A 24,321-nucleotide genomic window follows, 5' to 3' on the forward strand; every position below is an offset into this window, starting at 1 on the left:
AAAAATCAATTCTCTGAAGAGGCAAAAGGGTCGTTAATGCATAAATTTTACTTGACAATAGAATTAAAAATTGTTATCTTTAAATTGTATTAAAATAATATTTTAATTTGAACTTAGAGGAAAATTTTACGAAATAGCAGAAGAATGTTTAAGATGCAATTGCCAGAATTGACATACAAAGAGAGCTCAATTTTAAATAATTTGGTAAAAAATTTTGTCAAATCGGCGACGCCGATAGGGTCAAAATTTCTATCTGCCCAACTGCATGGTCGAATGAGTCCGGCAACAATTCGAAATGTTTTAATGACTTTGGAGAAAAAGGGGTTGGCGCATCAACCACATACATCAGCGGGCAGAATGCCCACGGATCTTGGCTATCGCTATTATGTGAATGATTTGATGAAAATCGAACGGTTGAGCCAAACAGAGAAGCGGTCAATTGATGCCAATTTGAAACATATCGCTGATGAAAATGTCGATACGATTTTAGACAAAGCCTGCGAAGTGCTGTCAGAAATTTCCAATCAATTGGGCGTCGTATTAGAGCCGCGATTTTACAAAGGTGTTTTTCAAAAATTACAATTATTTCGTTTGAGTGAAAGTAAACTGTTGGTGGTCATTTCCTTATCGGATGGATTTGTGCGCACGATTTTGATGGAGATAAAGTTTTCTATTCCGGACAATAAAATCAGGGAGACCGAACGAATTTTGAACGAGCGCCTGTCAGGCCTGGCGCTGAAGACCATTCGAAAAACGATCAAAAAGCGCGTCAGAAATGTGAATTATGGCGATCCGGCCCTTATTCATCAAGTTGCGGATTTGGCAGATAGCTTATTTACTGTGGATAGCAATCAGGTGCATTTTAAAGGCGCGTTGAAAATTCTCTCCCAGCCTGAATTTTCAGAAAAAGAACATCTGGCAAAAATATTGCAGCTTATTGACAATCGGGATATTTTAGTGCATATTGTCAAAAATTCTTCGAGAAAGGGCGACAGAATTTCCATCACCATCGGCCAGGAGCATCGAGATGAACTCGTGAAAAATTGCAGCTTGATCTCTGCACCCTACAAAATAGGCGACATAACCGGGACGATAGCGGTGATAGGCCCGACGAGGATACAGTATGAAAAAATGGCCGCGTTGGTTGATTATATTGCAAAGGGAATTAATCAATTGTTTAGCTAATGCATTTGAAAGGCATGTAATTTAAGATGAGTTGAAAGCATGGCAGAGAAACAAAAGAGCAAAAAGAAAAAATTTTCAGACGCCACACAAAAAAGAAAATCACAAAAGGAACAAATAAAAAAATTAACTAACGAAATAGAAAAATTAAGCGCTCAATTAGCGGAAACCAATGACAAATATTTGCGCATGATGGCGGAATTTAATAATTTTAAGAAGCGCAAGGAAAAAGAATTTGCTAATTTGCTAAGTGGTGCCAATCGCGAAGTTATTTTGGAGTTGCTTCCGGTAATAGATGATTTTGAGCGATCGTTGAATAAAAAGACCAAAAAACAAAGTCTGAAGTCATTTCGGGAAGGGATTGAGTTAATTTACAAAAAGGTGACCCGGATTTTGCAAAAATTTGGTCTCGAGCCGATCGATTCGCTGGATCGTCCGTTTGATCCCGAGCTACACGATGCGCTGTTGCAAGTGGAAATACAAGATAAAGAGTCGAACATTGTCGTGGAAGAAATTGAAAAGGGCTATAAGTTAAAAGACAATGTGCTCCGTCATGCAAAAGTGATCGTGACCAAGTAGATTTTTGTAGTAATGTTTTTTAGATTGTCATTTGGTTGAGGAAGAACAGCAGCATTATGGATAGAGATTATTATGAAATTTTAGGAATATCCCGAGAAGCAAATGAGAGTGAGGTAAAAAAAGCATATCGAAAGTTGGCGTTACAGTTTCATCCGGATAAAAATCCCGGCGATAAAGCAGCAGAAGAAAAGTTTAAAGAAATTTCTGAAGCTTATGAAGTGTTGAAAGATCCGGAGAAGAGAAAGCGCTACGATATGTACGGCAAATCCGGCATGAAGGGCGGTTTTGAAGGATTTGGCGGGTTTGATTTTGATCTGAGCGATGCGTTACGGACGTTTATGTCCGAGGGTTTTGGCTTTGGCGATTTTTCTGATTTTTTTGGAACGTCTTCGCGTTCGCAACGGCGTGCGTCGCGAACTCGCGGTGCTGATTTACAAATTCGGTTGCGGTTGACGTTGGAAGAAATCGCAGAGGGAGCGACAAAAAAAATCAAGCTTAAGCGATATGTCCCCTGCGTTGCATGTGGAGGAAGCGGAGCAAAAAAGGGGAGCGCGGTGACGACGTGTCCTGTTTGTCATGGTAGCGGTGAAATCCGCCAGACGGCCAGGACGATCTTCGGCCAGATGGTCAACGTGACCACATGTACGCACTGCGGCGGAGAAGGTCGAGTGATTAGGGATCGTTGTCCTCTATGCAACGGAGAAGGACGTACCAAAGAAGAAAGTACTCTTTCGGTGAATATTCCGGCTGGCGTCGCCACAGGAAATTATATTACGTTGCGCGGCGAGGGACATGCGGGACCTCGCGGAGGCGCGACTGGTAATGCGATTATTATTATTGAGGAAGAGGAGCACCCCTATTTTGAGCGCCATGGCGATGACATTTTGTACGATTTGTACGTCAGTTTTAGTCAAGCCGCTCTGGGAGATGGCGTGGAAGTTCCGACTCTAAAAGGAAAAGCAAAATTGGTTATTCCGGCGGGGACACAGTCCGGGAAAATTTTGCGGATGCGAGGAAAGGGCATTGGCCATTTGCACAACCATAGCCGCGGCGACCAGTTGGTTCGTATTTTGGTGTGGACGCCGACCAAGTTGTCGGAAAAAGAGAAACAGCTTTTTAGCAAATTAGCGGAGATGGAAAACATCCATCCGCCTAAAGGCGATAAGAGTTTTTTCAAAAAAATCAAACAAGCGCTCTTTGAATGATCGAATTATTTACGCGACAGGAACGAATTGTCTTACTTTTTCTGGTTTTCGGTGTAGTGGTTGGTGCTGCGATTAAGTTATTCAAACCAGAGTACAAAAGCGCGGCGGTTGCGAGAAAAGCGCATGAAGAATTTCAGCGTCACATTGAGGCCATGACGACGTCTCAAAACCAATTAAAATCTTTGCAAAATGCGAAGAAACCGGCTGCCCAAAAGGGCGCTTATGATTTTAAAATAAATATAAATACTGCATCGGTCGATGAAATTGTTCGGCTTCCAAAGGTAGGGCCTGTATTGGCAAGCCGTATTGTAAAATACCGGGAGCAAAACGGCTATTTTCAGACGCCGGAAGAATTAATCAAAGTTAAAGGAATCGGCAAGAAGACTTTAGAAAAGTTGAAACCATTTATTTTTGTAACTCCAATGGAATAACAATTTATCTGTATTTATCAAAGTAATATTTTAAGGAGGGAAGATGGCAAAAGACATGTCAAAGGGCTCCATAATTCTTGAAATTCTCATTGTGATTCTTGTTGTCGCCCTGATAGCGACAATTTTGTATCCTAAGAAAATTTGGGAGCAGGAAGAGAAAAACACGCAACTGTGCCGGTCAAATATGGATCGCATACTAAAAGCAGAGCTTGTTTTTCAAAAGTATCATAACACTTATACAGATAGCTTGCCGGAATTGGTTAGTTTTATTCGCGATGATAGCACCAAGCAGGCGCTCAGGGACTACTTCTATGCTGATACGGCTCTTGCCGAAAATTTATTAACAATGTTGCGGGACAAGGAAGCGAATGCAAATTTGCTTGTAGAGAATATTTTGGCTGACACACTGTTTTTCTCGATCATGGAGAATGTAAACTATGATTCAAATTTGGCGCATGTCTTGCTCAATCGGCTGACGAACACGGACCTGGCGGACACGATCAAGGCCTGGCGCCAAAGCGATAGTTCAGAAGTTGTTGTTTTCAAGCAGGTGAAAAGACAATTCCCAGCGCTGAGTTTGTACAATCCGATGCGCGATGACGACTCTCTCAAATTGGTCTTTGCGCGCATGATGCCGGAAGTTTCCACGGGGTTTCTGTTGGATACTTTGTATGCGACCAACGCAGAATGGGCAAAAAAAGTCGATAGCGCGGTGGCGCACACATTAGAAAATTTTGTCACCTGTCCGACTGTGGGGCGCGAATACATTATTACCGTGACAGACACATCGGTGATTAAATACGTCAGCATTGCCTGTCCATTGGATTCCACTGATATTGAAGCAAGCAAAAAAGATTTTGTAAAATATCATCTGGGTCATTTACGTTTGAAAAACCATGGTCGCATTTCAGAAACAGGCGAGAAAAGTTGGACTAAATAATTTCCCTTTGAACCGCGGGTTCAGTTGGTAAATCCATAATCAGAGGGAGTTCTATGAAAGAGAGCAAAGGAGCAGTTAGGTCGGGAATATTCGTTTCTGAAAATGATTTTAAATATGTTGAAGTCGAGCGTTCCGCGCTAAATCAAGTGCGAATCAAAAAAATATTTCAGACGTCTCTGGAGTCTCCTCTGAACTTGTTCACGATTCAGAACGATTCTATTGTTGAGCAGGTTGGGCTGCAAATCCGAGAAATTTTGGATGCTTTGCAAATTCGGCTCAACAAAGTTGTTTTTGCTTTAGACAGCTCTTTTGCTCTCATCAAGAAAATAATAATCGATAGTGATCTTTCTGAAGAAGATTTAATCGATCAAGTCGATTGGGAGGTCAAGCAATTTTCCTATTCTCCCGACGATGAATATATTGTCGATTTTGATAAAATTGATCGGCTAAACGCTGCTGATGACCAGCAAGATTTAGTTATTGTTTCAGTGCGGGAAAAAATAGTTCAGCAATTGCGAAAACTATTTCGCGCGGGTAGATTGTCGGTGGGCGTTATTGATCTGGATTTATTTGCGGCAATTCGGACCGTCGATTTTAATTATGGGCTTAGAGCCGGTGAGGATGCGGCAATTGTTGATGCCAGCAATCGAGCGATAAAGTTTACGCTGCTCAAAGGGAAAGAATTTTACAACTACCATGAAGTTTTACCCACGAAAAGCGGAGATCGAATAGAATCGTTTTCTTCTTTGGATGAAAACAATTTGTTCAACATTGTTGCTACAGAATTAAAAAAATTCGTTTTGAATTCGCGATTTAGCGATCAAATTGAAAACATTAGCAGAATATTCTTGCATGGTAATTTGGTCAGAGAGAATATTTTAGAAATGCTGCGGAATAGCTATAATGTTCGTATTGATATGGTAAACCCCTTCAGAGATATAAAAATGACGCAATCAGTGACGGTTGATGAAAAAATTAGCGTTCACCCGGAAACATTTACCGTCTGTGTGGGGTCGGCACTGCGAACAAAAGACTAATTGGCTTCATAAAAATTCACCCCAGGGATATTTGAAAGATTATTTTTTTATGAGAATAATTTCAAATTAATCGATTTAAGGAGGAGTCATGGTTGACATCAATCTGATCGGGGATGACCAGACTCAGTTTGAGCCGGATGAAAATGAAAAAAATTTTCAGGATGCGTATAGTGCTGACAGCGGAGACTTTTCGCAGAATTCATTTATGCGAAATGACTCTTTTGAAAATTCAGACTATACCAAGGTTATCCACAAAAGCGGTTCCAGAGTTGGGGTGATCGTTCTTTTTATCATCGTGTTGGGCTTATTGGCGATCACGGCTTATATTTTGTTTAAGCCGGCAAAAACGCAGCGCATCGCGTCTGTTGATAACGCAGATATGGAATCGGCAGTTGAAGCGATTCCGGCCGGAGATTCTACCCTGACTCCAGTCGAAGATGGCGCGAACACGTCTGCCACCCCGGCGGGGGGACAAGCAGCGTCAATGTCGACAACAGCTATTCCGGCAACGATACTCGATCGAATTACCAGATCTTACAGCGGATTCAATACCATAAATCAATTGGTAAACTCTATTCCTCCTGCGGCGAATTTTACAATGATCACTTACAGCGACGGCAGAGTTATCTTTGAATTACTGTCTGAAGACGCAACGACTCTTTCCGATATTGACGCGGTTTTGCGACAACGGATGCCTTCAGCGAATCTGGAAAAAGTATCGGGAAGTAGCAAAATCATTAAAGGGAAGAAATATTTTCAGGCATTGATTAAAGGGGAAATTGATAGCAGGCAATTCGCCGGACAGCCGCCAGTATCCTCGACGCCTAGATTTTTGGACGCGGCTGAAATGCAGCAATTGCTCAAACGTGTTTGCGAACAGAACGGAGCCCGTCTGCTCGAACTGTCTCAGGGAACTGAAAAAATCGAAAAGGGTCTCGCCGTTTCGCCGCTGACGGTGCGAATTTCCGGACTGAAAAGCAATCTGTTGCAGACAATGAAAAACATATTGGACGAAAATGTGAATATTAGCTTTGTCAAAATTTCCTTGATTGCTAAAGAAATGGAGTTAGGAAATCCGGAAATGACGCTGGTATTGCATGTGTCCATGTACAGAAATGCTTAATGTTATGGATTTTTTATGCGGGTGATTGCCGGTCAGTGCAAGGGGAGAACATTATTTTGTCCCAAAAGCAGCGCCATTCGACCGACGTCAGATCGCATAAAAGAATCCGTTTTCAATTTTATCGGCGATCAGATTGTTGGGCAAAGGACGCTGGATCTCTTTGCCGGCACAGGAAATTTGTCAATTGAAGCGCTCAGCCGCGGTGCACGGCAAGCGGTGTTAGTGGACAGATCTCGGGAAGCTGTCGCAATCATTTACAAAAATGTAAAGTTGACCGGATTCGCGGACAAGTGCCGCGTGCTGCGATCAGATGTATTTCGCTATCTCAACTATGCGATTAAAACGAACGAACAATTTGGCGTGATTTTTGCTGATCCACCTTATTTGCAGAATGTGATTGGGTCACTCGTGGAGAAAATCGACCTGAGCTCTTTGCTAAATAATGGTGGATTATTTGTTTTAGAGCGTGACGCAAAAAAGGAATTTAATCCGTCGTTGAATTCATTTGTTGTAATCAGAGAAAAAAACTACGGAACTACGACAGTCACCATTTTTCGAAAAAACGAGGAAATCAGTGCGAATAGCCATCTATCCGGGGACATTTGACCCGATCACTAACGGCCATATTGACATTATAAAACGGGCCGCTACTCTTTTCGACAAGGTTGTTGTCGCAGTGACAACAAATCCATCGAAGAAGCCGTTGTTCAGCGTTCAGGAACGAGTGGATATGGCTGAACAAGCAGCAGGCGAAATTGAAAATGCAGAATTCGATAGCTTTAATGATTTATTAGTTAATTATGCGCTGCGAAAAAATGCCGTAGCGATAATTCGCGGATTACGAGCGATTTCTGATTTTGAATATGAATTTCAAATGGCGCTGTTCAATCGAAAATTGTCGGAAGAATTAGTGACAGTTTTTCTGATGCCCAACGAACGCTACACTTATTTGAACTCAAAAATTGTCAGAGAGGTCGCCAGCTTTCACGGCGACGTGAGTTGTTTCGTCCCTGAATATGTGCACCAGAAACTCAAAGAAAAGTTTTCAACAACTTAATTGCAGGCGAGGTGTGAGGATGGAAAATATCGGCTTTAACAACGATGTTCAAGTCGGCGGAAAGATTTTTCATGTCCAGACTGAGTACATGGAACCCACAGAAAAGGCCGTTTCCAGCGTATTTGAGGACGGCCGGTTGATCATGAAAAAGAATCTGGAACTATCAGCGTCACAGCCGGCGGCGCAAATTCGCAAACAAGTGGACCTGATTCACAGTCAAATGATGCAGGAAATTGAGATCATGTTTTACATCTCGGATAAGGTTCGCACCATCCGTCATGCGCCGTCGAATTACAAGCTGGGGCTGTTATTTTTTAGCCGAAATTTATTTGAAGAAGCCATCGACGAATTCAGAAAAGCCGTCGCGATTGATCCTGAATTTGCGGAAGCTTATTTGCAATTGGGTCGTTCTTACCTTAAGGCAAATCTGCTGCAACAGGCTAAAGAAACGCTTGTTGAAGGATTAAGCAGGAAAAAAGATTTTGCTGATCTTCATTTTTATCTGGGCTATGCTTATTTTTTGCTCAACCTCCCGCATGAAGCGTTGAAAGAATTTAATAGCGCCTTGGCAATAAACCCAACTTACGCCAAAGCACAGTTTTGGATTAGTTATCTCTATTTTAAAACCATTATTGACAATCTTCAAGATAATGTGTTGCCCCCGAAAATAGAGCGTTTGAACTCGGCGAAGGAAAATTTGAAAAAGATATTAGAGCAAGGATCTCTTTTCAAAGCGAAGCATCTTCAAAAGGCGCTGGAGGCCATCGAAGAAAATGATTTTGAAAAAGTTTTAGCTGCCCTGGACAAAGCTGCCGAAGACAGCGACGGGCCTTCCGAGGCGGAAATAGAAAATGAGTTTTACCTCAAATTCATGTTTGGCGGAAAAGGAAAAGACGACCAATTCATACTTGATTACACCGCAAAACTAAAAGAACTGTTGGGAAAATATCCGGACTATCCCGATTTGCACAATCAGTTGGGAATTGCTTATCTCATTCAATGCCGCAACCTGTTTCTCAATGCTCTTGAGGAATTTCGTCATGCTTTAACTCTCAATTCCGATTTTTCCCGGGCGCAGAAAAATCTAAAATTGGCGGAAAACGACGGAAAAGGGTTTCTGATTTTACTGCGCGCAATTTTGAAATAGTCGTCATTGTGGTAAGAAAATTGTAGCATAAATTTCTGCTTGCATCGTGGGTATGTGGGATTGCCGACAATCTTTTTATCTCCTTCAGCACGCATCCAATGGCCAGCCATAGCGAGTAAATTGTCAACATGGTATAATTTTTGCTCAGAGTGTTACTTATGTACATAGCTTTTATAATTTATTAAACTTATGCGTTGTTTGGCGAAGGTTTTCTTGCAAAAATTGGTTACTGACGTTTGAGTGAACAATTTTTATTCAATTTGTTGCAACGGCTTAACAAGCGAATTATATGAGACGGTGAAAAGTCATAGGTTAAAGGAGTAAACTGATGTCTCTGAATGAAACATTTAGAACAAATGAGACAAAATTTTTTAAATTTTTCTTGTTGGCGCTCGTTTTTCTCACAGTGGGAGGCTGGCAATTTGCCCTGGCACAGGATCAAGCGATTCTGTTGCCAAAAGATTCAACCCAAAAAGCAGAGACGATTTATTACCTGAAATTAGCTTTGAGTAAACCCATTCCGGCGGACGCGGTTTTTATTTTTCAATTTGACGCCGCTTTTGACCTGTCAAACACGGAAATCGCCGGGTCGTCATCAATTAACGGCGGGTTTGAAATAAAAGTTGACGGGCAAAAATTGACGATCAGCCGCACCGGACTGGGCGAAGAAATTCCCGCAAAAAAGAAAGTGGAATTAAAATTTGCTCTGGTGAAAAATCCGGATCAGGCGGCGAAAGATTTTCCGGTAGACATTGAAATTCAGGGCGGTGACGTTGGAGTGTTGCTAAAAACGCGCGTGACTATTTCGATTGAAGCAAAAAAATAATTTTTAATAAAACAAACAGACATTAAAAAAAGCATCGGGGGGCGCTCACACGAACTGCTAATCGCTAACTTTGGAATTTGCATCTGATGAAAATGAGACATCTGTGGGTTAGTTTTATCACAATTGTTGTTTTGGGATTGACGAACGCGGCGTTCGCGACGGGAAATTTGAGCAGTATCACCGTGGCTGCTTCAGATGATTCTGTCGGCGAAGCGGCAATTTACCGATTTTATTTCACAACAGGCGCGGGAAACGATACAGTTAAGGGCATACCTGCGGACGGAAAAATTGAGTTTTACTTTCCTGCCGGATTTAATGTCTCCGGCGTGGAAGTGGTGTCGTCGCAAGATACCAATTTGACTGGTGGATTTTTGGTTCCGGAAATAAACGGGCAGATCGTGACGGTGACTCGTGACAGTACAGGAAATGAGGTGGGACAGGGAGTCTCGGTGGCGATCAGTCTGGCGATGGTCGGAAATGCGACCGGTGCCGGCAGTTATAATTTTGCTTTCGTGACCAAAACTGCGGCAGGAGATTCTATTGATTCCGGCGTTTATAACGGATTTGTGCTGACGCCGGCAGGTCTGGAGCATTTTCAAGTCGACGTTTCCGGAAATGCTACGGCCGGACAGGATTATTCGATTATAATTTCTGCGAGAGATGCGTACGACAACTTGGTAACATCGCACACGGCATCTGTTTCGCTGCTTGACGACACAGGAACTATTTCGCCGACAGAAAGCGGAGCTTTTGTTGGCGGCAGTGTAACTTTGAATGTGACATTCCAGAAAGCAATGACAGCGAACAAAATAACAGTAACCTACAACAACAAGAGCGGACAATCGGCTGATTTTGATGTTTTGCCGGCGGCGCTCTACCATTTTGTTTTTGATGATATTTCCAGCCCGAAAATTGCCGGAACACCATTTTCGGTGAACATTACAGCGTATGATCAATTTGAAAATCAAGTAACCACTTTCAATGATAAAGTGCAGCTTACCGATTTGTCTGGTTCACTGGATATTGAATCAGCAAATTTTTCCAGCGGACAATTGTTAAACCAGAGCGTTACAATTACCAGTAGCCAGACAGACAATTACATTACGGCGACGCACAGCGCTTCAGGAAAATCCGGTCAATCGAATTTATTCAATGTCAATGCCGGCAATTTGGCCAAATTTTATATCAATCCTATTGCTTCGCCGCAGACCGCTGGGGAATATTTTTCCATTACCATTGTGGCGCAAGACAATTGGGATAATACGGTTACGGATTTTGCGAGTAAAGTTTCGATCAGCGATTTGAGCGGTACGATTACGCCAGTAGAAAGCGCCAACTTCATTGGCGGACAATGGACGGGAAACGTGAAGGTTCGCTCTGCCTATGCCAATGATCAAATTACAGTGACAAAATTTGCCGGCAGCGAAAATGGAACATCTACTGTTTTTGACGTGGCAGCCGGAGCCCTGGACCATTTTTCAATCAGCGCCATTGCAACACCTCAACAAGCTGGACAGGCTTTCGGCGTAACTATTCAGGCGTTGGATACGGAAAATAATCTGGTCGAATCTTTCACCGGAAAAGTGGATGTGGCGGATTTGACTAACACCGTTTCACCGACACAAACAGAAAATTTCACTAACGGTCAATGGTCGGGCACGATTACCATTACCAAAGCCATTGCCAGCGATAAATTGTTTGTTTCCGACAGTGAAAAATCCGGCGAGTCGAATTCGTTCGAAGTCGCTGCCGCGGATCTTGACCACTTTACTTTTGAGACAATTGGCGCTCAAGAGGCGGGTGTAAATTTTTCCGTTACCGTTCATGCTCACGATGCTTTTGGAAATGTAGTTTCTTCTTTTAATGACGACGTGACGCTTTCGGACAAAACAGGGACGCTCTCCCCAACCAGCTTAACTCTGGCCGGGGGAACAGGAAGTGAAAATGTTGCTATTTTTCAATCCGGCCAGGACAATTTAATTACGGCGACACATGCAGCGAGCGGAAAAACAGGTAACGCCAATTTTTTTAACGTTGCGCCGTCTGCAGTACATCAAATTGTCATTCGAGACAATCCCGGCGGACTGGGCGTTGAAGTGGGCGATTTAAATTTCAACCTCCACGATCAACTTCGGCTTTACGCCGCCGGCTATGATCAATGGGGAAATTATGTAAGAGAAGTGACAGCAGATTGGAGCGCCGACGGAAATTTGGATGCGCCGTCACCGGCACTCGGAAATTCAACTTTGTTTCAGGCGGAGACGCCGCTTTCTTCGGGAAAAATTCGAGCGGACAGCATCGGTCTGGTGGCAGATCTGACGGGTACGTTCACGGTTGCTTCCATTGCCACAATAAAAATTCTCGACCAACCCGACGGTCTCGGCAATGAAGTCACAGACTTGAACACAACCACAGACGACACGCTCAAGCTATACGCCGCTGGGTTTGACGCAGCGGATCATTTCGTGGGGACGGTTGTTGTGGACTGGAGTTCCGACGGCGCCCTGTCTCCTGCCGTAACCGGTTCAGATACCATGTTTGCTTTCGATGCGGATTTGTCCGGCGTTTCCGGCCATATTTTGGCCGCTTACAATGACTCTTTGCACGCGACGACCGGAACAATTACCGTCAGTCCGGGCGCACCCTACGGTGAAATGGAGCTGCATCCGAATCCGGCAATTATCGCCGCGCATCCGGACTCATTTTCCATGATTTTATCGGATAAAATTACCGACAGAGATGGAAATTACGTCGGTGCCGGAAAATATTTTATCGTCACCACTACTGCGGGTACGATCACAACGCCTGACGAGAAGCCCGATTTAGACGGACATTGGATTGCGACAAATTCTTACAGTCGCCTCTATTTTCAATTAAACGGATCGTCCGAAGGCGGCGCCGCGCTTGTTTCTGCTCACAGCGCCGGCGAGGGAAGCGCTTTCGGCGATACCCTGGTGATCATTTCCGGTCTGGATATTGTTTCCATTGAGGCTGGCGCAGAAAAAGCGACTCAGGGACAGAAAAAAATTCCTGTCAACATGGTGGTGCAAAACAGGGGCACGTTGGACATCTCAGTCGATGCCGCGGGCCTGGAATTTTGGGGTCCAGCGCCGACATATTCGCTTTTGACAAATAAATTTACCATTGCCAGAACGGATACAATAAGCAAAATTATCGCACAAACGCAAGAGACAATTAGTTTTGAAATTGACGTACTTGCTGACACGCCGGCAGAGCCTATTACCATTGATGGCTACGTCGTTGGGACACTGAACGGCGAAACTGTTCGCGACGATTCGGCGAGCACGGTCGATCAAATTTTAGTGCAGATCGCCCCCAATTTGATTCTGGAAAATATTTCCGTTTACGTGGATACCGTCATTCAGGGAACGAGCACCACGGTGAGCGCAACAGTGCGTAATACCGGCGATGCCCCGGCGCTGATTCAGACGGACAGTCTTTTTTTCTGGGCAGTGGGAAATAATTTCGATGTGACAGATGAATACGGACAAATTTCGTTTCCGTCAAATGTGGAGAAAATTGACGGCCATTCAGTTGCAACGTTAAATTACACTGTCGCTGCCGGGACAAATGCCACAATTGACACGATTGCTCTGTCCGGCGAGATTGTCGCCACAGATGAAAATAGTGGCGATGCGGTCAATTTCCAGTCTTTCGAGCCGGAATATGACGGCTGGTGGGTGCGACAGGCATCTGACGTGGAAATCGTTGATTTCAAAGCAAGCCAATTCACTGTTACGCGAGGTCAGACAGAAGACTGGTTTTTGCAAATGGTCGTGGAGAATCGCGGCGGAATTGATTTGCTGCTGGATAGTGTGGTGGTAAATTTTACCTTGGGAGGCCAGGCGATTTCCGATGAATATCGCGTGAGCAAACCGGTTTCTTTTCTGCACAGCGGAGATGACACTTTGCGCACCGGAGCGACGGACACTTTGACTGTTACCGTTGATACTACCGGTACATCGCTGGGAATTGTGACTGTCGAAGGTACAGTTTTCCTGAATGACAAAATCAGCGGACAAATTGTCAAATCGACGGCGACGGGAGTGACGGTTCAATCTGAAGCGGAAATATCGATCAATTTTATTCATCTGTCGCAGAATGAGGTTACTGTCGGGCAAACGCAGCCGTGGACGATTACCCTGGGCATCACCAACAACGGCGGCGGCGATATTGCGATGGATTCGACTCGGCTGGGCGAGTTTGTTGCTTTTGGTAATGATACAAATTATCGCGTAACTGCACCGGTGCACTTTGCCGGTTCCGCAGATTTTGTGCTCGGAAGCAGCGATTCGGATAGTTTGATTTTTACGGTGGACACAACGGGGACCAAACCCGGAACGCGCAATGTTTTTGCCCATGTTTTTGCGCGAGAGATTAACAGCCATCGGCTGGTGCAAGCTCTGGATACGACAAAACTAATTGTCGAGTTACCCCCGGCGGTGAAGATTTTATCAGTGAAAAACATGGCGGCAAATGCGCCTTTTGTGGATACCGATCGACAATTTCCCGTTTCAGTGATTTTGGAGAATATTGGAGAAGATGCAGCGCAGAAAGTTTTTCTCTCGTTGACGAGCGACAGTGTTTCAACCGTGCTCGTTCCAAATCAGACAGCGCAACGAATAAAATCCGGCGAACGCGACACTGTTAATTTTGATGTGCGGGCATTTTCCGGGAAAATTGTTGATGAAATTTTTACCGCGACGATTGATTCCTTGGTAGCTGAAAATACGCCGGAAAAAGACAAGGCGACGATTTTACCGGCGGACGACTCCACAGCCGTGGCGACAGTGCAACTACCGGCTATTGCAAAAGTGGAAAGTGTTTATGTTTCCGCCGACACGGTGAAGGCTTTGAGTCGAACAATATGGTATCTTTATTTAGACGTGATTAATAGCGGAGAAGGCGGGTTGGTTTTCGACAAGCCGCAAAAGACAGACGTTCAATTTTACATTGACGGCGAAATTCAGGAAGATTACAGTCTGATTCCCCCGGATAATTTGGAGAATAACGGACTTTTGTCGCTGAATGGCGGCGAAAAGGATCAATTTGCTTTTCGTATTTCAAAAACCGGGTTTAAGGGGGGATCGGTAACGATAAAAGTGAATCTTTTCGGAAAATATAAAAATACCGTGTCGGATTTTTCTTTGACAGATTCGACGCACATTTACGTCATACCATCGGCGGATATTTACGTTGATGTGACTGAGCCGATGTGTCCGAACATCGACGCTTTTGGCGTGGGGCATCTGAATGTGGGGCAGGAATTTTTAGTGCGCGCTAAAATCCGCAATAGCGGCGCCGAGCAGGTGGATAGTGTCATTGTGAAAATTTCCACCGATGCGCCCGGCTATTCAGATCAGACGACAACAATTCAATTCATTGAACCAGGCGGAGATTCCACGGCAACTTTCCACCTCACAGCGGACGAGGTGCGTGATCAGGTCATTTTTTCGGCAACAATCGTTTCCGCGGAAGCTCATGAAAGTCAATTGCCGGCGATAATCGGCGCTGCCTCAGATTCCACGGCTCTGGTAAAAGTGCACAATGCCGCGAATATGAAAATAAATGTCATTAGCTACGAATCGGTTTTTACCGGCGGGCAGAACGGCCAATTAAAATTGATGGTTTCCAATGTCGGCTCGGCTGATGTGGATGAGAGCGGAAAATTGTACATTCGCGTCTCTCCCGGGTATGGAATTGTGAAGGGGCAGACAACGGTTGCCGTGGACACAACCGGATTCGTTGTCGGTGGGGAATTGAACTGGGAAATTCAGCCGCCCGCAGAAGCATCAGAAAATGATACGATAAAAATTGTTCTTTTCAAGCCGCCGCGGGACAAAAATACGCAGCTTCCGGCGCAAGTGCAAAATCCGTTTGAGAATTTGATCGTCAAAACCGTTCCGTCAAATATTCAAGTTGAAACATTTCAAATTATATCGCCGGCAGGAGCTTTGGATGATACTTTGTCCACCGAGCAAAATTTTACAGTAAAATTAAAAGCAAAAGTATCGGAAAATCTGGACAGCGTGCGCGCGTCCTTGTCGTTGCCGCCGGGATTCGGTTTTTTAATCGGAGAAGATTCGACAAAATCGCTGCCGGGAAATTCAGTTCAATGGCAGGTTATTGCCCCAATTGCTGCGACAACGCAGCAGGAGTGGATAAAAGCAACGATTGTCGGCAAGACGGATGGGCGGTCAGATGCGTTTGTCGATAGTTTTGCGGTCACAGTTGTGCCTCATGCAATTTTGGTATTCGACGACATCTGGGTGTCTTGGCCTTCGCAGACACAATCAACGCTTTCCGCGGGCCAGGAATTTGATTTGAGCGTCATGGTGAAAAGCAAAAATCCGAACCAAGCGCGCGTTACCGGATCGGCGGCGCTGAGGGTAAATTTTGGCTCCACCGGCATTACGACCACGGAGTCGTTGATCAAGAATTTTTCCGTGGATTCGCCGGTAGTCTGGCGTTTGAAAGCGCCGGATGTGGAAACCGGAAAGCGTCCGTTGACAATTTTCATGGAGGCGGTGCCTTCGGATGAGAACACAAATTCGCTGGCAGAACTGTGGAGTGGGCAGTCCCGGCTCGATTTTTACGTGGAAACGGTTGCCAGCGCCAATGTGGAAGTTGCTGATTTTACAATTGTGTCGCCGTCAGGGGCGACGGACAAAGTATTGTCGACGCGGCAAAATTTTCTCGTGCAAGCTCAATTGGATTGGCAAAATTGCCGCACAAATCCGACGGTGACGCTGCAATTGCCGGAAGGGTTCACGACTTCAGAGACGAATCCCAAACAGCCGGAGTCGCAAACCGAACAGGGAATTGTGAGCTGGACAATTCGAGCACCGGAAGTCGGCGGACAAAATCTGCCTCTTTGGCTGAACATTCAAGCGACGGATGCCAATAGCGGTGCGCCGATTTCTCTGGCGTCGGACAGCATCGAAGTGGATGTTGTGGACCGCGCCGAGATTCAGCTTAACGGCGTAATTTTATTTCCGCCGAGCGCGCAGGATAATATTGTTTCTCCTGGAGAAGAGTTTACCATCAGCACCTATTTGACTTTTTCCGGCCAGGCGCAGGCGATCGGAAATTACACGGCAACGCTGACTTTGCCGCAAAACAGAGAATACACAATCACGGGCAGCCGCACGAAAACAGTGAAGGCAGACCAATCCATCGAATGGAAAATACGCGCGCCGATAACTAAGCAGGACCCGGCGAACATTTTGATCGAGCTGACTGCGCCGCCAGACGATGAAAACACCAACGAACCAGTAGCGCTGGAAGCAATTTCAGCTAAGGTCGTCGCCATTCCGATTACCACAGAAGAAAAAAGTGTGACGATTTCTGTTTTACCGCAGTCGGGAGCAAACACTCAGGCGCGAGGCGGAAAAAACGTGGTCTTACTGCGGTTGAAGTTTGACGTTTCCGGAGACGCATTATCGAACAATGTTATCTTTTCTGGCGTTAAACTAAAGTTAAAAAACAGGTTCGATGAGCTCATTGAAAATCCGAGCGCTGTTTTAACGCGACTCGCTGCGGTCGATGGCGAAGATCACCAGCGGGTATTTGTGAATTTGACAAATGTGCCATCGTTAAATCCCATTGTGCTCAATTTTTCCAATCCGGATTCTCTGAAATCCGGCGAGGAAAATATCATTGATTTTGTCGCAGACATCGCTGGCAACGCTGCTGTGGGAGATTTTCATCTGGCGATTGATTCCACCAAGGCAATGACTATGTACATTGCCGGTTCGGGGATCAAGCCCATCATCCAGACCGATGCCGGTGAAGCCGGCGAGGCGCTAAATTTGGCGTCACAAAGCACGGTTTTGGTGGATGCGGATTTGAAAAAATCATTTTCTAACTACCCGAATCCGTTCGGCTCAGCGACACGGCCTGAAACAAAGTTTGTGTACTTTTTGCCGCAGAATACGCGCGTTTCCATTCAAATTTACACTTTGACCGGAGACTTGGTGTGGAAAGTGAACTATTCGGAAGCGCAGCCCCAGGGGCAGCAGCGCTTGCACAATGGAGACATTATCTGGGACGGTAGAAACGGAAACGGGAAACGCGTTTTAAATGGCATTTATGTGGCGCGAATTTCCACGGGGGACGGAAAGGAAGCTATCACCAAAATAGCTGTCGTGAAATAAAGTCAGGAATAAAAAAATGAATCGTAAAATAATTTCCTCCAGAATATTGATTGTTTTGGGTGTGATTTTCGGACTCATATCAGCGGCCTTGGCGCAGAACGGCTCCGCCGGATTGCAGCCAAATTTTAATCTTGGCATTGGCGCACGGGCGTTGTCGCTGGGAAACGCATACGTCGCCATGCCGTTTGACGCGTCGGCGATTTACTGGAATCCGGCGGGTTTAGATCACATCCAATATCAGCAGGCATCAATGTTTTACACAAATTTGCTGGCAGGCACAAATTATTATTTTCTCGGTTATGTGCATCCGACTCTCAGCTTTGGCTCGTTCGGGATGGGTATCATTGGCTATGGTTTGGGCGATATCGATGAGACCGATGAGCAAAATGTGAAACTTGGCGTTCGCTCGGCTTCGGAGGAATTATTTTTATTGTCCTACGGCAGAAAACTGCCCTGGAATTTATCAATCGGCGTCAATTTAAAAATTCAGCATCAGAATTTTTTAGGGTTCACTGCCACTGGCGTGGGAGCAGATTTCGGTTTTCTGTACCGTCCTGATTTCACGCATCCGCTGCTGAGCGGATTGAGCGTAGGAATGCTTGTGCAAAATTTAGTGGGACCGAGATTAAAAGCAGGAACTGCGACCGATATTATTCCGGTTGATTTCAGAATTGGCGTGGCAAAACCATTTTTGACGACCGAGTGGGGTCCGCAGTTGACGTTGTTTTTCGATCTGGAGCAGGGTGAAAATGTGCCGATGAAATTTCATGTGGGCACAGAGTATGTGTTTCAAAACCGCGCCATGCTGCGCGTTGGCGTGAACAACAATCAAATTTCTTTCGGCGCCGGTGCTGTTTTTAATAGATTTCAATTGGATTATTCTTATGGCAAATTTGCTGAAAATGAGATTTCGGCGAGTCATCGCCTGTCATTTTCTGTTCGCATCGGAAAATCCAAAGATGAGCGAATTCGCATTGCGGAAGAAAAACGGTTGCAAGAAATACGACAAAGAGTGAACGAAGAGCTTTACATGGAGCGGCAGCAGCGAATTGCCGAATCGATGAAGGAAGGCAAGCAATATATGGAAGCGGCTGACTATGCGCGTGCTATTCGCGAATTTAATTTTGTCGTCAAATATAAAAGTGAAATGCCAGAAGATTTGGTGATTGCTGAAGCAGAGAAGCTTTTAGATTTAGCGCAACAAAAAAGTTTGCAGGAGTTAGCAGAGCAGGTGCGTATTGCCCAGGCGAAAACAGCGGAAGAACAAAAGCGGGAAGAGCAAAAACTTCGTCTCAACCAACTTCACCAGCAAGCGTTGGCATATTTTGAAAAAGAAGAATATGACAAAGCCATCGAACAATGGCAGATGATGTTGGAAATTGCGCCGGATAATCCCATTGCCAAAGAGAACATCGCGAAGGCAAAGGCGGATCTGGAGCGGAAATTGCTATCGCTGATCAATCGCGCGGACCAATTGGCGAGAAAAGGAAATTATTATGCCGCGATTCGCGTTTTAGACAGCGCGCGCCGATTAAATCCCGACGAGAAGAAAATACAAATGATTGATCAAAAAGTGACTCAGTATGACAAGCGGCTGAATTTTGATGATTTGTATCAGCAAGGTTATCGCTATTATCGCATGAAAGACTGGACAAAAGCCATGAACTCTTTTCAAAAAGCGCTTGCTTACGAACCGAACAACGAAAATGTTAAAAAGGCATTTTTCGATGCCAAAGCGCGCGCCAATGCTAAGAAAGAGCCTTTGACAGGTGCCGCGAAAGAACATTTTCTGGAAGGAATTCGCGCGTTTCGGGCCGGAAAATATGAAGAAGCCTTGAAAATTTGGGAAGATCTGCAACAGCAGCAGCCGTACAATAAATTTATTCTCGACAGTATTGACATGGCTCGGGAAAAAATCGAGCAGCTCAAAAGAAGTCCCAAACAGCCGTAAAATTTAGAGGAAGCAAGCGTGTTCAAATCCGTTATCAAAGAAGAAATTCAGGTCCCCGCTCACATTGACTATCTCGGTGAACTGCGAAACTTTGTCACCAAAGCTGGCAGAAAGCACGGTTTCTCGGATACAGTGATCAATGCTTTCAAACTGAGCATCGACGAGGCCGCCACAAATATTATCAAACACGCCTACCGCGACTGGGAAGGTAATATTAAAATGCGGGTGATCATCAAAAAGAACAGCATGACTGTGCTTCTCATTGATCAGGGTAAATTTTTTGATCCCTCCCGCGTGAAAGATCCGGATTTGAAACGCTACGTGGATATCGGCAAAAAGGGCGGTCTGGGTATTTTTATCATTCGCAAATTGATCGACGAAATCGATTATCGCCACACCGAAGAGGGAAATGAACTTCGTCTGACAAAATACCGCCAGACGGTGACGAAAAAGAAGAAGAAACTACCAACGCCAACGCTGCCTGGAAGTCTGAAAACCAGATATACCGCCATCGCTGCCGGAATTTTGACGACCCTGCTGGTTTTGAGTTACACCTATTTTTTCTTTCATCGTTCCCGCGTGGTTTTCAATGAGTTTGTTCAAAAAGAAAGACCAGTCACGCAATTAATTGCAAATCAGGTGTTAAAAGAGGGAGAAATTGATTTAAATCCGGTTTACGTAGATGCAAAAGTCAGGGAACTGACAAAAGATCAAAAGAACATGTACCGCGTTGTTGTCACTGATGCCGGCGATAACGTAATAAACAGTACTGACGAAAAATTGTTTTCGCAAATTTTCCGGTTGCCCAAGAATCAAAAGATAGAACGAGACGGACTTATTTCTTACGAAGATGAGAACGGCGAAAAAATTTATAGTTTCGTCCATGACGTTGTTTACGATTTGACGGGAATGAAAGTTGGCAATGTATATTATGAGTTCAAAGAAAGTTATCTTTTGAACCAGATATGGGCATTAAGATTCAGGGATTTGCAGCTCGCGTTATTAATTTTAGCCTTTGGCTATGTCGGCATAATTATTTTGGTTTACGTCATCTTAAACCCGTTCCGAAAGCTTGCCAATTGGATCAAAGAATTGGGCAGCGGCGATGTCAGAGATGAGATTGATTTTGAAGCCAATGACGAAGTCGGGGAAATCGCCAAAGCGTTCAGCGATATTACCGACACCTTGCGCAATTCGCAAAAGAATTTAGCAGAGCAAGAACGTATCCAAAAAGAAATGCAGTTGGCGCAGGACATTCAGCAAACGCTACTGCCGGCGGAAGTGCCTCAATTAGAAGGATATCAAATCGCTTCTTTTTACGAGGCAGCTAAAGAAGTCGGCGGTGATTACTACGATTTTATTGAAGTCGATAAAGACACTTTAGGCATTGTCGTCGCCGATGTTTCCGGAAAGGGCGTTCCCGGGTCCTTGATCATGACGATGATCCGCACGGCATTGCGCACTGAGGCGCGGTCGCTGAAATCCGCGTCTGAAGTTTTGGCGCGAGTGAATGATTTCGTCGTGAAAGATATGAAAAAAGGAATGTTCGTAACACTGTTTTACATCATTATTGACTCGCGTCGTCGCAGGATAAATTATGCCAGCGCCGGTCATAATCCGATGATCTTATTCCGCAAATCGACAAACAATACATATTACATGAATCCGCGAGGATTTCCGGTAGGTATTTCTTTGCCTGATGCGAGTCTATTCAAGAAATCTATCGAGTCGGATACGATTCAGTTGGCGGAAGATGATATTTTGATTCTTTACACCGATGGCGTCACAGAAGCGATGAACAATCGCCGCGAATTATTTGGCGAAGAACGATTTTTGCAGGTCGTTCGCGATTATGGCCATTTGGGCACCAATGATTTTATCGAAAAGTTACGCGAAGAAATTCACACTTTCACAGAAGGACACGAGCAAAACGATGATATTACGCTGGTTGCCATCAAAGAGACAAGTTCACCGGAAAAAATTGAATTAAAACGGGCGCAGAAAGCGCATAAAATGATTTTGCAGGGACGCAATATTCGCGACGCCTGTGAAGAATGCGGGATTACGGTTTACGCCTATTACAATAAATACAAAAAAATATTCGAGGAAGAAGGCGTTGACGCTTTTGAGTTGGACGAAACGATTGCTGTTGAAGCGAAGCACATGAGCATTGAGGAAAAAACAAAGATTTATGATATTATTAAAAAACATCCGGAGTACGGGGCGAAACGAATCAGTGAAGAGTTACGTACCGAACAGTACGGATTTTCGGAGATAAACGAAAATAGAATTTACGATGAATTGGTGCGTAGCCGCTTGAACACGCGTCAACTCCGTGAAGCGTACGTGGCGCGTTCAGGCAGAAAAAGACGAATGAAGCCACCGGGAACGCCGATGTTGACCCTGGACGGAAAAATTATTTTAAATAAAAACTACGAAGAGCCGCTGCCCGAAGAACCGGAAGCGCCTCCGTTGCGACCGACAATATCGGCGTCGGAAAAGTCCGTTGACTCGCCCGCAGAGGAAGTCGTTCAGCAAGTTGAAGAAAATTTACCTGATGATTTGGAAGATGATTTCTATTTGCAAAGTTTAATGGCGATGCCGTTGGAAGATCTGCTGAAAAAGAAACATCGTCAACGGCGCGAACCAGAAACTCAAGATGACGAAAAAATTTCAAAAGAGTCAGACGGAAAAAGCGATGAGTTTTTTAGCGAGGAATTGGACGAAAGTCAGATAAAAGCAGAATCAACTTCTGATAAGAGCGAGCAGACAGGAAAAAGTCTGACTGCTGATGTGGATGATTTGCTTCAAGCGGCCGGAGAAGGCGCGGAAGAATTAACGGTAGATGATGAGGATATGAGTTTTCGCGATATTTGGGAAAAAGAATTGGAAGAAGATGTCGTTTTCGAGGAAGATGTGGAGGAAAAAGACAAAAACGCGGAAGCTGCGCCGGAAGATGATTTAGCGTCCATTGAAATTCCGACCACCATTGACATGGACGAGATTTTGGCAGATGTGGCGGAAGATGCGGAGAAAGAAGATGCTTTTGATTTGCTGTCGGAAGAAACCAGTTTCAGAGATGAGTTATTAAAGGAAACCGTTTCTGATGAATTTGAGGAGGTCGCGCCCGAAAGCAACGAAGAAAACGAAATCGACGATGAGTCGTTTTTAGATTTAGTTGCTGACGATGATTTTCCTGAATTGATGAATGAGATTGCTTCGGCGCCCGTTTTAACCGACCAAAATATGGCAGACGAAGGAAGTGAAGAAAAAAGTTCGTTTGGCTTTGCCGATTTACTGGAAGAGTTAACCGCGGATATTAGCGTAATTGAAGAAAGCCCGGATGTATTGGTTCAGCGGAAAGACGATTCAAGTTTGCAAGCGATGAATTTTGCCGACGAGATGGAGCGGGAGATTGCCAGAGAAAAGGATTCAAATAAAGCGCGAAGCGACGACATGCGCGAGGATAAAAATTTATTGTTGGGCTTAAAATCGTATCGTGAGAAAAATTATGCGTTAGCAGTGACTGAATTTTTAAAAGTTTTGAAAAAATATCCTGATTTTAAAGAAGTTCACTCTATTTTAGGCAACGCGCATTATCATTTGGGACAAATCGAAGAGGCGATTAGCGCGTATCAGAAGGTGAAAGAGCTGGATCCTCGGGATACGGATTCTTATGAAAATACAGGCGTGATTTATGCGAATCAGGGAAAATTTGACGAAGCAATTGAGGAATGGGAAATGGTCACGCGCCTTGATCCTCAGCGGAAGGATATTTTGGAGCACATTCGCGAAGCAAAAGAATTATTGAAGAATAACGTGACCTAAGTTGATCAACATTTTTTTCAAAAAGTTATTGTTATTTATGGAATTATTTTTTTGTTGACTTTTTAAGAATTTTCTTTTATATTAAAAAATAACTAGTTTATCAAGACACTACGGCAGGAGAGAGAAATGGAAGGTATCCAATTATCTGTAAAACAAGCAGGAGTTGATCACAGCATCTCGATAATAAAAGTCGGTGGATACATTGATACAACAACGTCTGCAGAACTGGAGCACTCTCTCGAGCAACTGTTACAGCAAGGAAAATACAAAATAATCATTGACCTTAAAACTGTTGATTACATCAGCAGCGCCGGTTGGGGAATTTTTATCAGCGAAATTAAAGGGATTCGAGAGAAAAACGGTGATCTTAAGTTGGTCGGTATGATTCCGGATGTGTACGAAGTGTTCGAACTTCTGGAATTCAATTTTATTTTGCGCGCCTTCGAGACGATCGATGAGGCAATAATTGATTTTGATAAGGATCAAGGCGGAAGACCCATAGTGGTTACTCCGGAGCAACCGATCCCGACGAGAAAACCGAGTTCTGCGAAATCAACTTCAGCGGAAAGACAGCCCGTCGCGTTGGAGTCGGATATTGAAAAAATTTCCGGTCCCGTTGTGGAAGATAAAAGCGTTGAAGAGAAGATCAAACAGTTGGTGATGGAGAACCCGGACAACGGCAGTATTAAAATCATGAAAGAACTGAATACGCCCAAATACGAGAATGTGAAGCTCAGTTGGTTTCAGGTGGTGAGATTGCTGAAAAAGTTGGATTTGAATTCAAAGAAAAAGAGGGTAGCTTTTTTCAAAAAAAGCGCATTGCGAAAAAGATCATAAG

At 44.4% G+C, this 24,321-nt stretch carries 15 protein-coding genes; all 15 read left to right on the forward strand.

Annotated elements, in window-relative coordinates:
- The first annotated feature begins 144 nt into the window (after nucleotides 1-144).
- The 15 genes from hrcA to GXO74_00430 all read left to right on the forward strand — a co-directional run bounded on the left by hrcA (nucleotide 145) and on the right by GXO74_00430 (nucleotide 24,320).
- On the forward strand, nucleotides 145-1,185 hold the full coding sequence (gene hrcA / locus GXO74_00360) for a heat-inducible transcription repressor HrcA (GenBank protein NOZ60110.1): 1,041 nt from the start codon (nucleotides 145-147) through the stop codon (nucleotides 1,183-1,185).
- 39 nt (nucleotides 1,186-1,224) lie between these two features.
- Nucleotides 1,225-1,761 (forward strand): nucleotide exchange factor GrpE, encoded by a 537-nt coding sequence (gene grpE / locus GXO74_00365; protein NOZ60111.1) that lies wholly within the window; start codon nucleotides 1,225-1,227, stop codon nucleotides 1,759-1,761.
- A 56-nt stretch (nucleotides 1,762-1,817) separates the two neighbouring features.
- Entirely contained in the window at nucleotides 1,818-2,966 is a 1,149-nt protein-coding gene (dnaJ, locus tag GXO74_00370; GenBank protein NOZ60112.1) for a molecular chaperone DnaJ, read from the forward strand.
- Nucleotides 2,963-3,397: a helix-hairpin-helix domain-containing protein gene (locus GXO74_00375; protein ID NOZ60113.1), complete on the forward strand. Its 435-nt coding sequence runs from the start codon at nucleotides 2,963-2,965 to the stop codon at nucleotides 3,395-3,397. Before dnaJ ends, GXO74_00375 begins: the two co-directional genes overlap by 4 nt.
- 43 nt (nucleotides 3,398-3,440) lie before the next feature.
- Nucleotides 3,441-4,337: a hypothetical protein gene (locus GXO74_00380; GenBank protein ID NOZ60114.1), complete on the forward strand. Its 897-nt coding sequence runs from the start codon at nucleotides 3,441-3,443 to the stop codon at nucleotides 4,335-4,337.
- Between the two features lie 53 nt (nucleotides 4,338-4,390).
- Entirely contained in the window at nucleotides 4,391-5,374 is a 984-nt protein-coding gene (locus GXO74_00385; GenBank protein NOZ60115.1) for a pilus assembly protein PilM, read from the forward strand.
- A gap of 88 nt (nucleotides 5,375-5,462) precedes the next feature.
- Nucleotides 5,463-6,497 carry a hypothetical protein gene (locus GXO74_00390; GenBank protein NOZ60116.1) on the forward strand — a complete coding sequence of 345 codons (1,035 nt, stop codon included), beginning with the start codon at nucleotides 5,463-5,465 and terminating at the stop codon, nucleotides 6,495-6,497.
- A gap of 15 nt (nucleotides 6,498-6,512) precedes the next feature.
- Nucleotides 6,513-7,103, forward strand: coding sequence for a 16S rRNA (guanine(966)-N(2))-methyltransferase RsmD (gene rsmD / locus GXO74_00395; GenBank protein ID NOZ60117.1), 591 nt, complete (start codon nucleotides 6,513-6,515; stop codon nucleotides 7,101-7,103).
- Nucleotides 7,072-7,554, forward strand: coding sequence for a pantetheine-phosphate adenylyltransferase (gene coaD / locus GXO74_00400; GenBank protein ID NOZ60118.1), 483 nt, complete (start codon nucleotides 7,072-7,074; stop codon nucleotides 7,552-7,554). Before rsmD ends, coaD begins: the two co-directional genes overlap by 32 nt.
- A gap of 19 nt (nucleotides 7,555-7,573) precedes the next feature.
- Nucleotides 7,574-8,701: a tetratricopeptide repeat protein gene (locus GXO74_00405; protein ID NOZ60119.1), complete on the forward strand. Its 1,128-nt coding sequence runs from the start codon at nucleotides 7,574-7,576 to the stop codon at nucleotides 8,699-8,701.
- A gap of 328 nt (nucleotides 8,702-9,029) precedes the next feature.
- Nucleotides 9,030-9,527: a hypothetical protein gene (locus GXO74_00410; protein ID NOZ60120.1), complete on the forward strand. Its 498-nt coding sequence runs from the start codon at nucleotides 9,030-9,032 to the stop codon at nucleotides 9,525-9,527.
- A gap of 86 nt (nucleotides 9,528-9,613) precedes the next feature.
- The gene (locus GXO74_00415; GenBank protein NOZ60121.1) at nucleotides 9,614-17,704 is read left to right on the forward strand and encodes a hypothetical protein; all 8,091 of its coding nucleotides are present in this window, start codon (nucleotides 9,614-9,616) and stop codon (nucleotides 17,702-17,704) included.
- Nucleotides 17,705-17,720: 16 nt separating this feature from the next.
- Nucleotides 17,721-19,655 (forward strand): PorV/PorQ family protein, encoded by a 1,935-nt coding sequence (locus GXO74_00420; GenBank protein ID NOZ60122.1) that lies wholly within the window; start codon nucleotides 17,721-17,723, stop codon nucleotides 19,653-19,655.
- A gap of 18 nt (nucleotides 19,656-19,673) precedes the next feature.
- A complete protein-coding gene (locus GXO74_00425; GenBank protein NOZ60123.1) occupies nucleotides 19,674-23,483 on the forward strand; it encodes a SpoIIE family protein phosphatase in 3,810 nt (1,269 codons plus the stop codon).
- A 126-nt stretch (nucleotides 23,484-23,609) separates the two neighbouring features.
- Complete coding sequence (locus tag GXO74_00430) at nucleotides 23,610-24,320, forward strand: STAS domain-containing protein (GenBank protein ID NOZ60124.1); 711 nt, start codon at nucleotides 23,610-23,612, stop codon at nucleotides 24,318-24,320.
- Nucleotide 24,321: the final 1 nt, after the last annotated feature.

This window comes from Calditrichota bacterium (assembly GCA_013152715.1).
Classification (GTDB): domain Bacteria; phylum Zhuqueibacterota; class Zhuqueibacteria; order Thermofontimicrobiales; family Thermofontimicrobiaceae; genus 4484-87.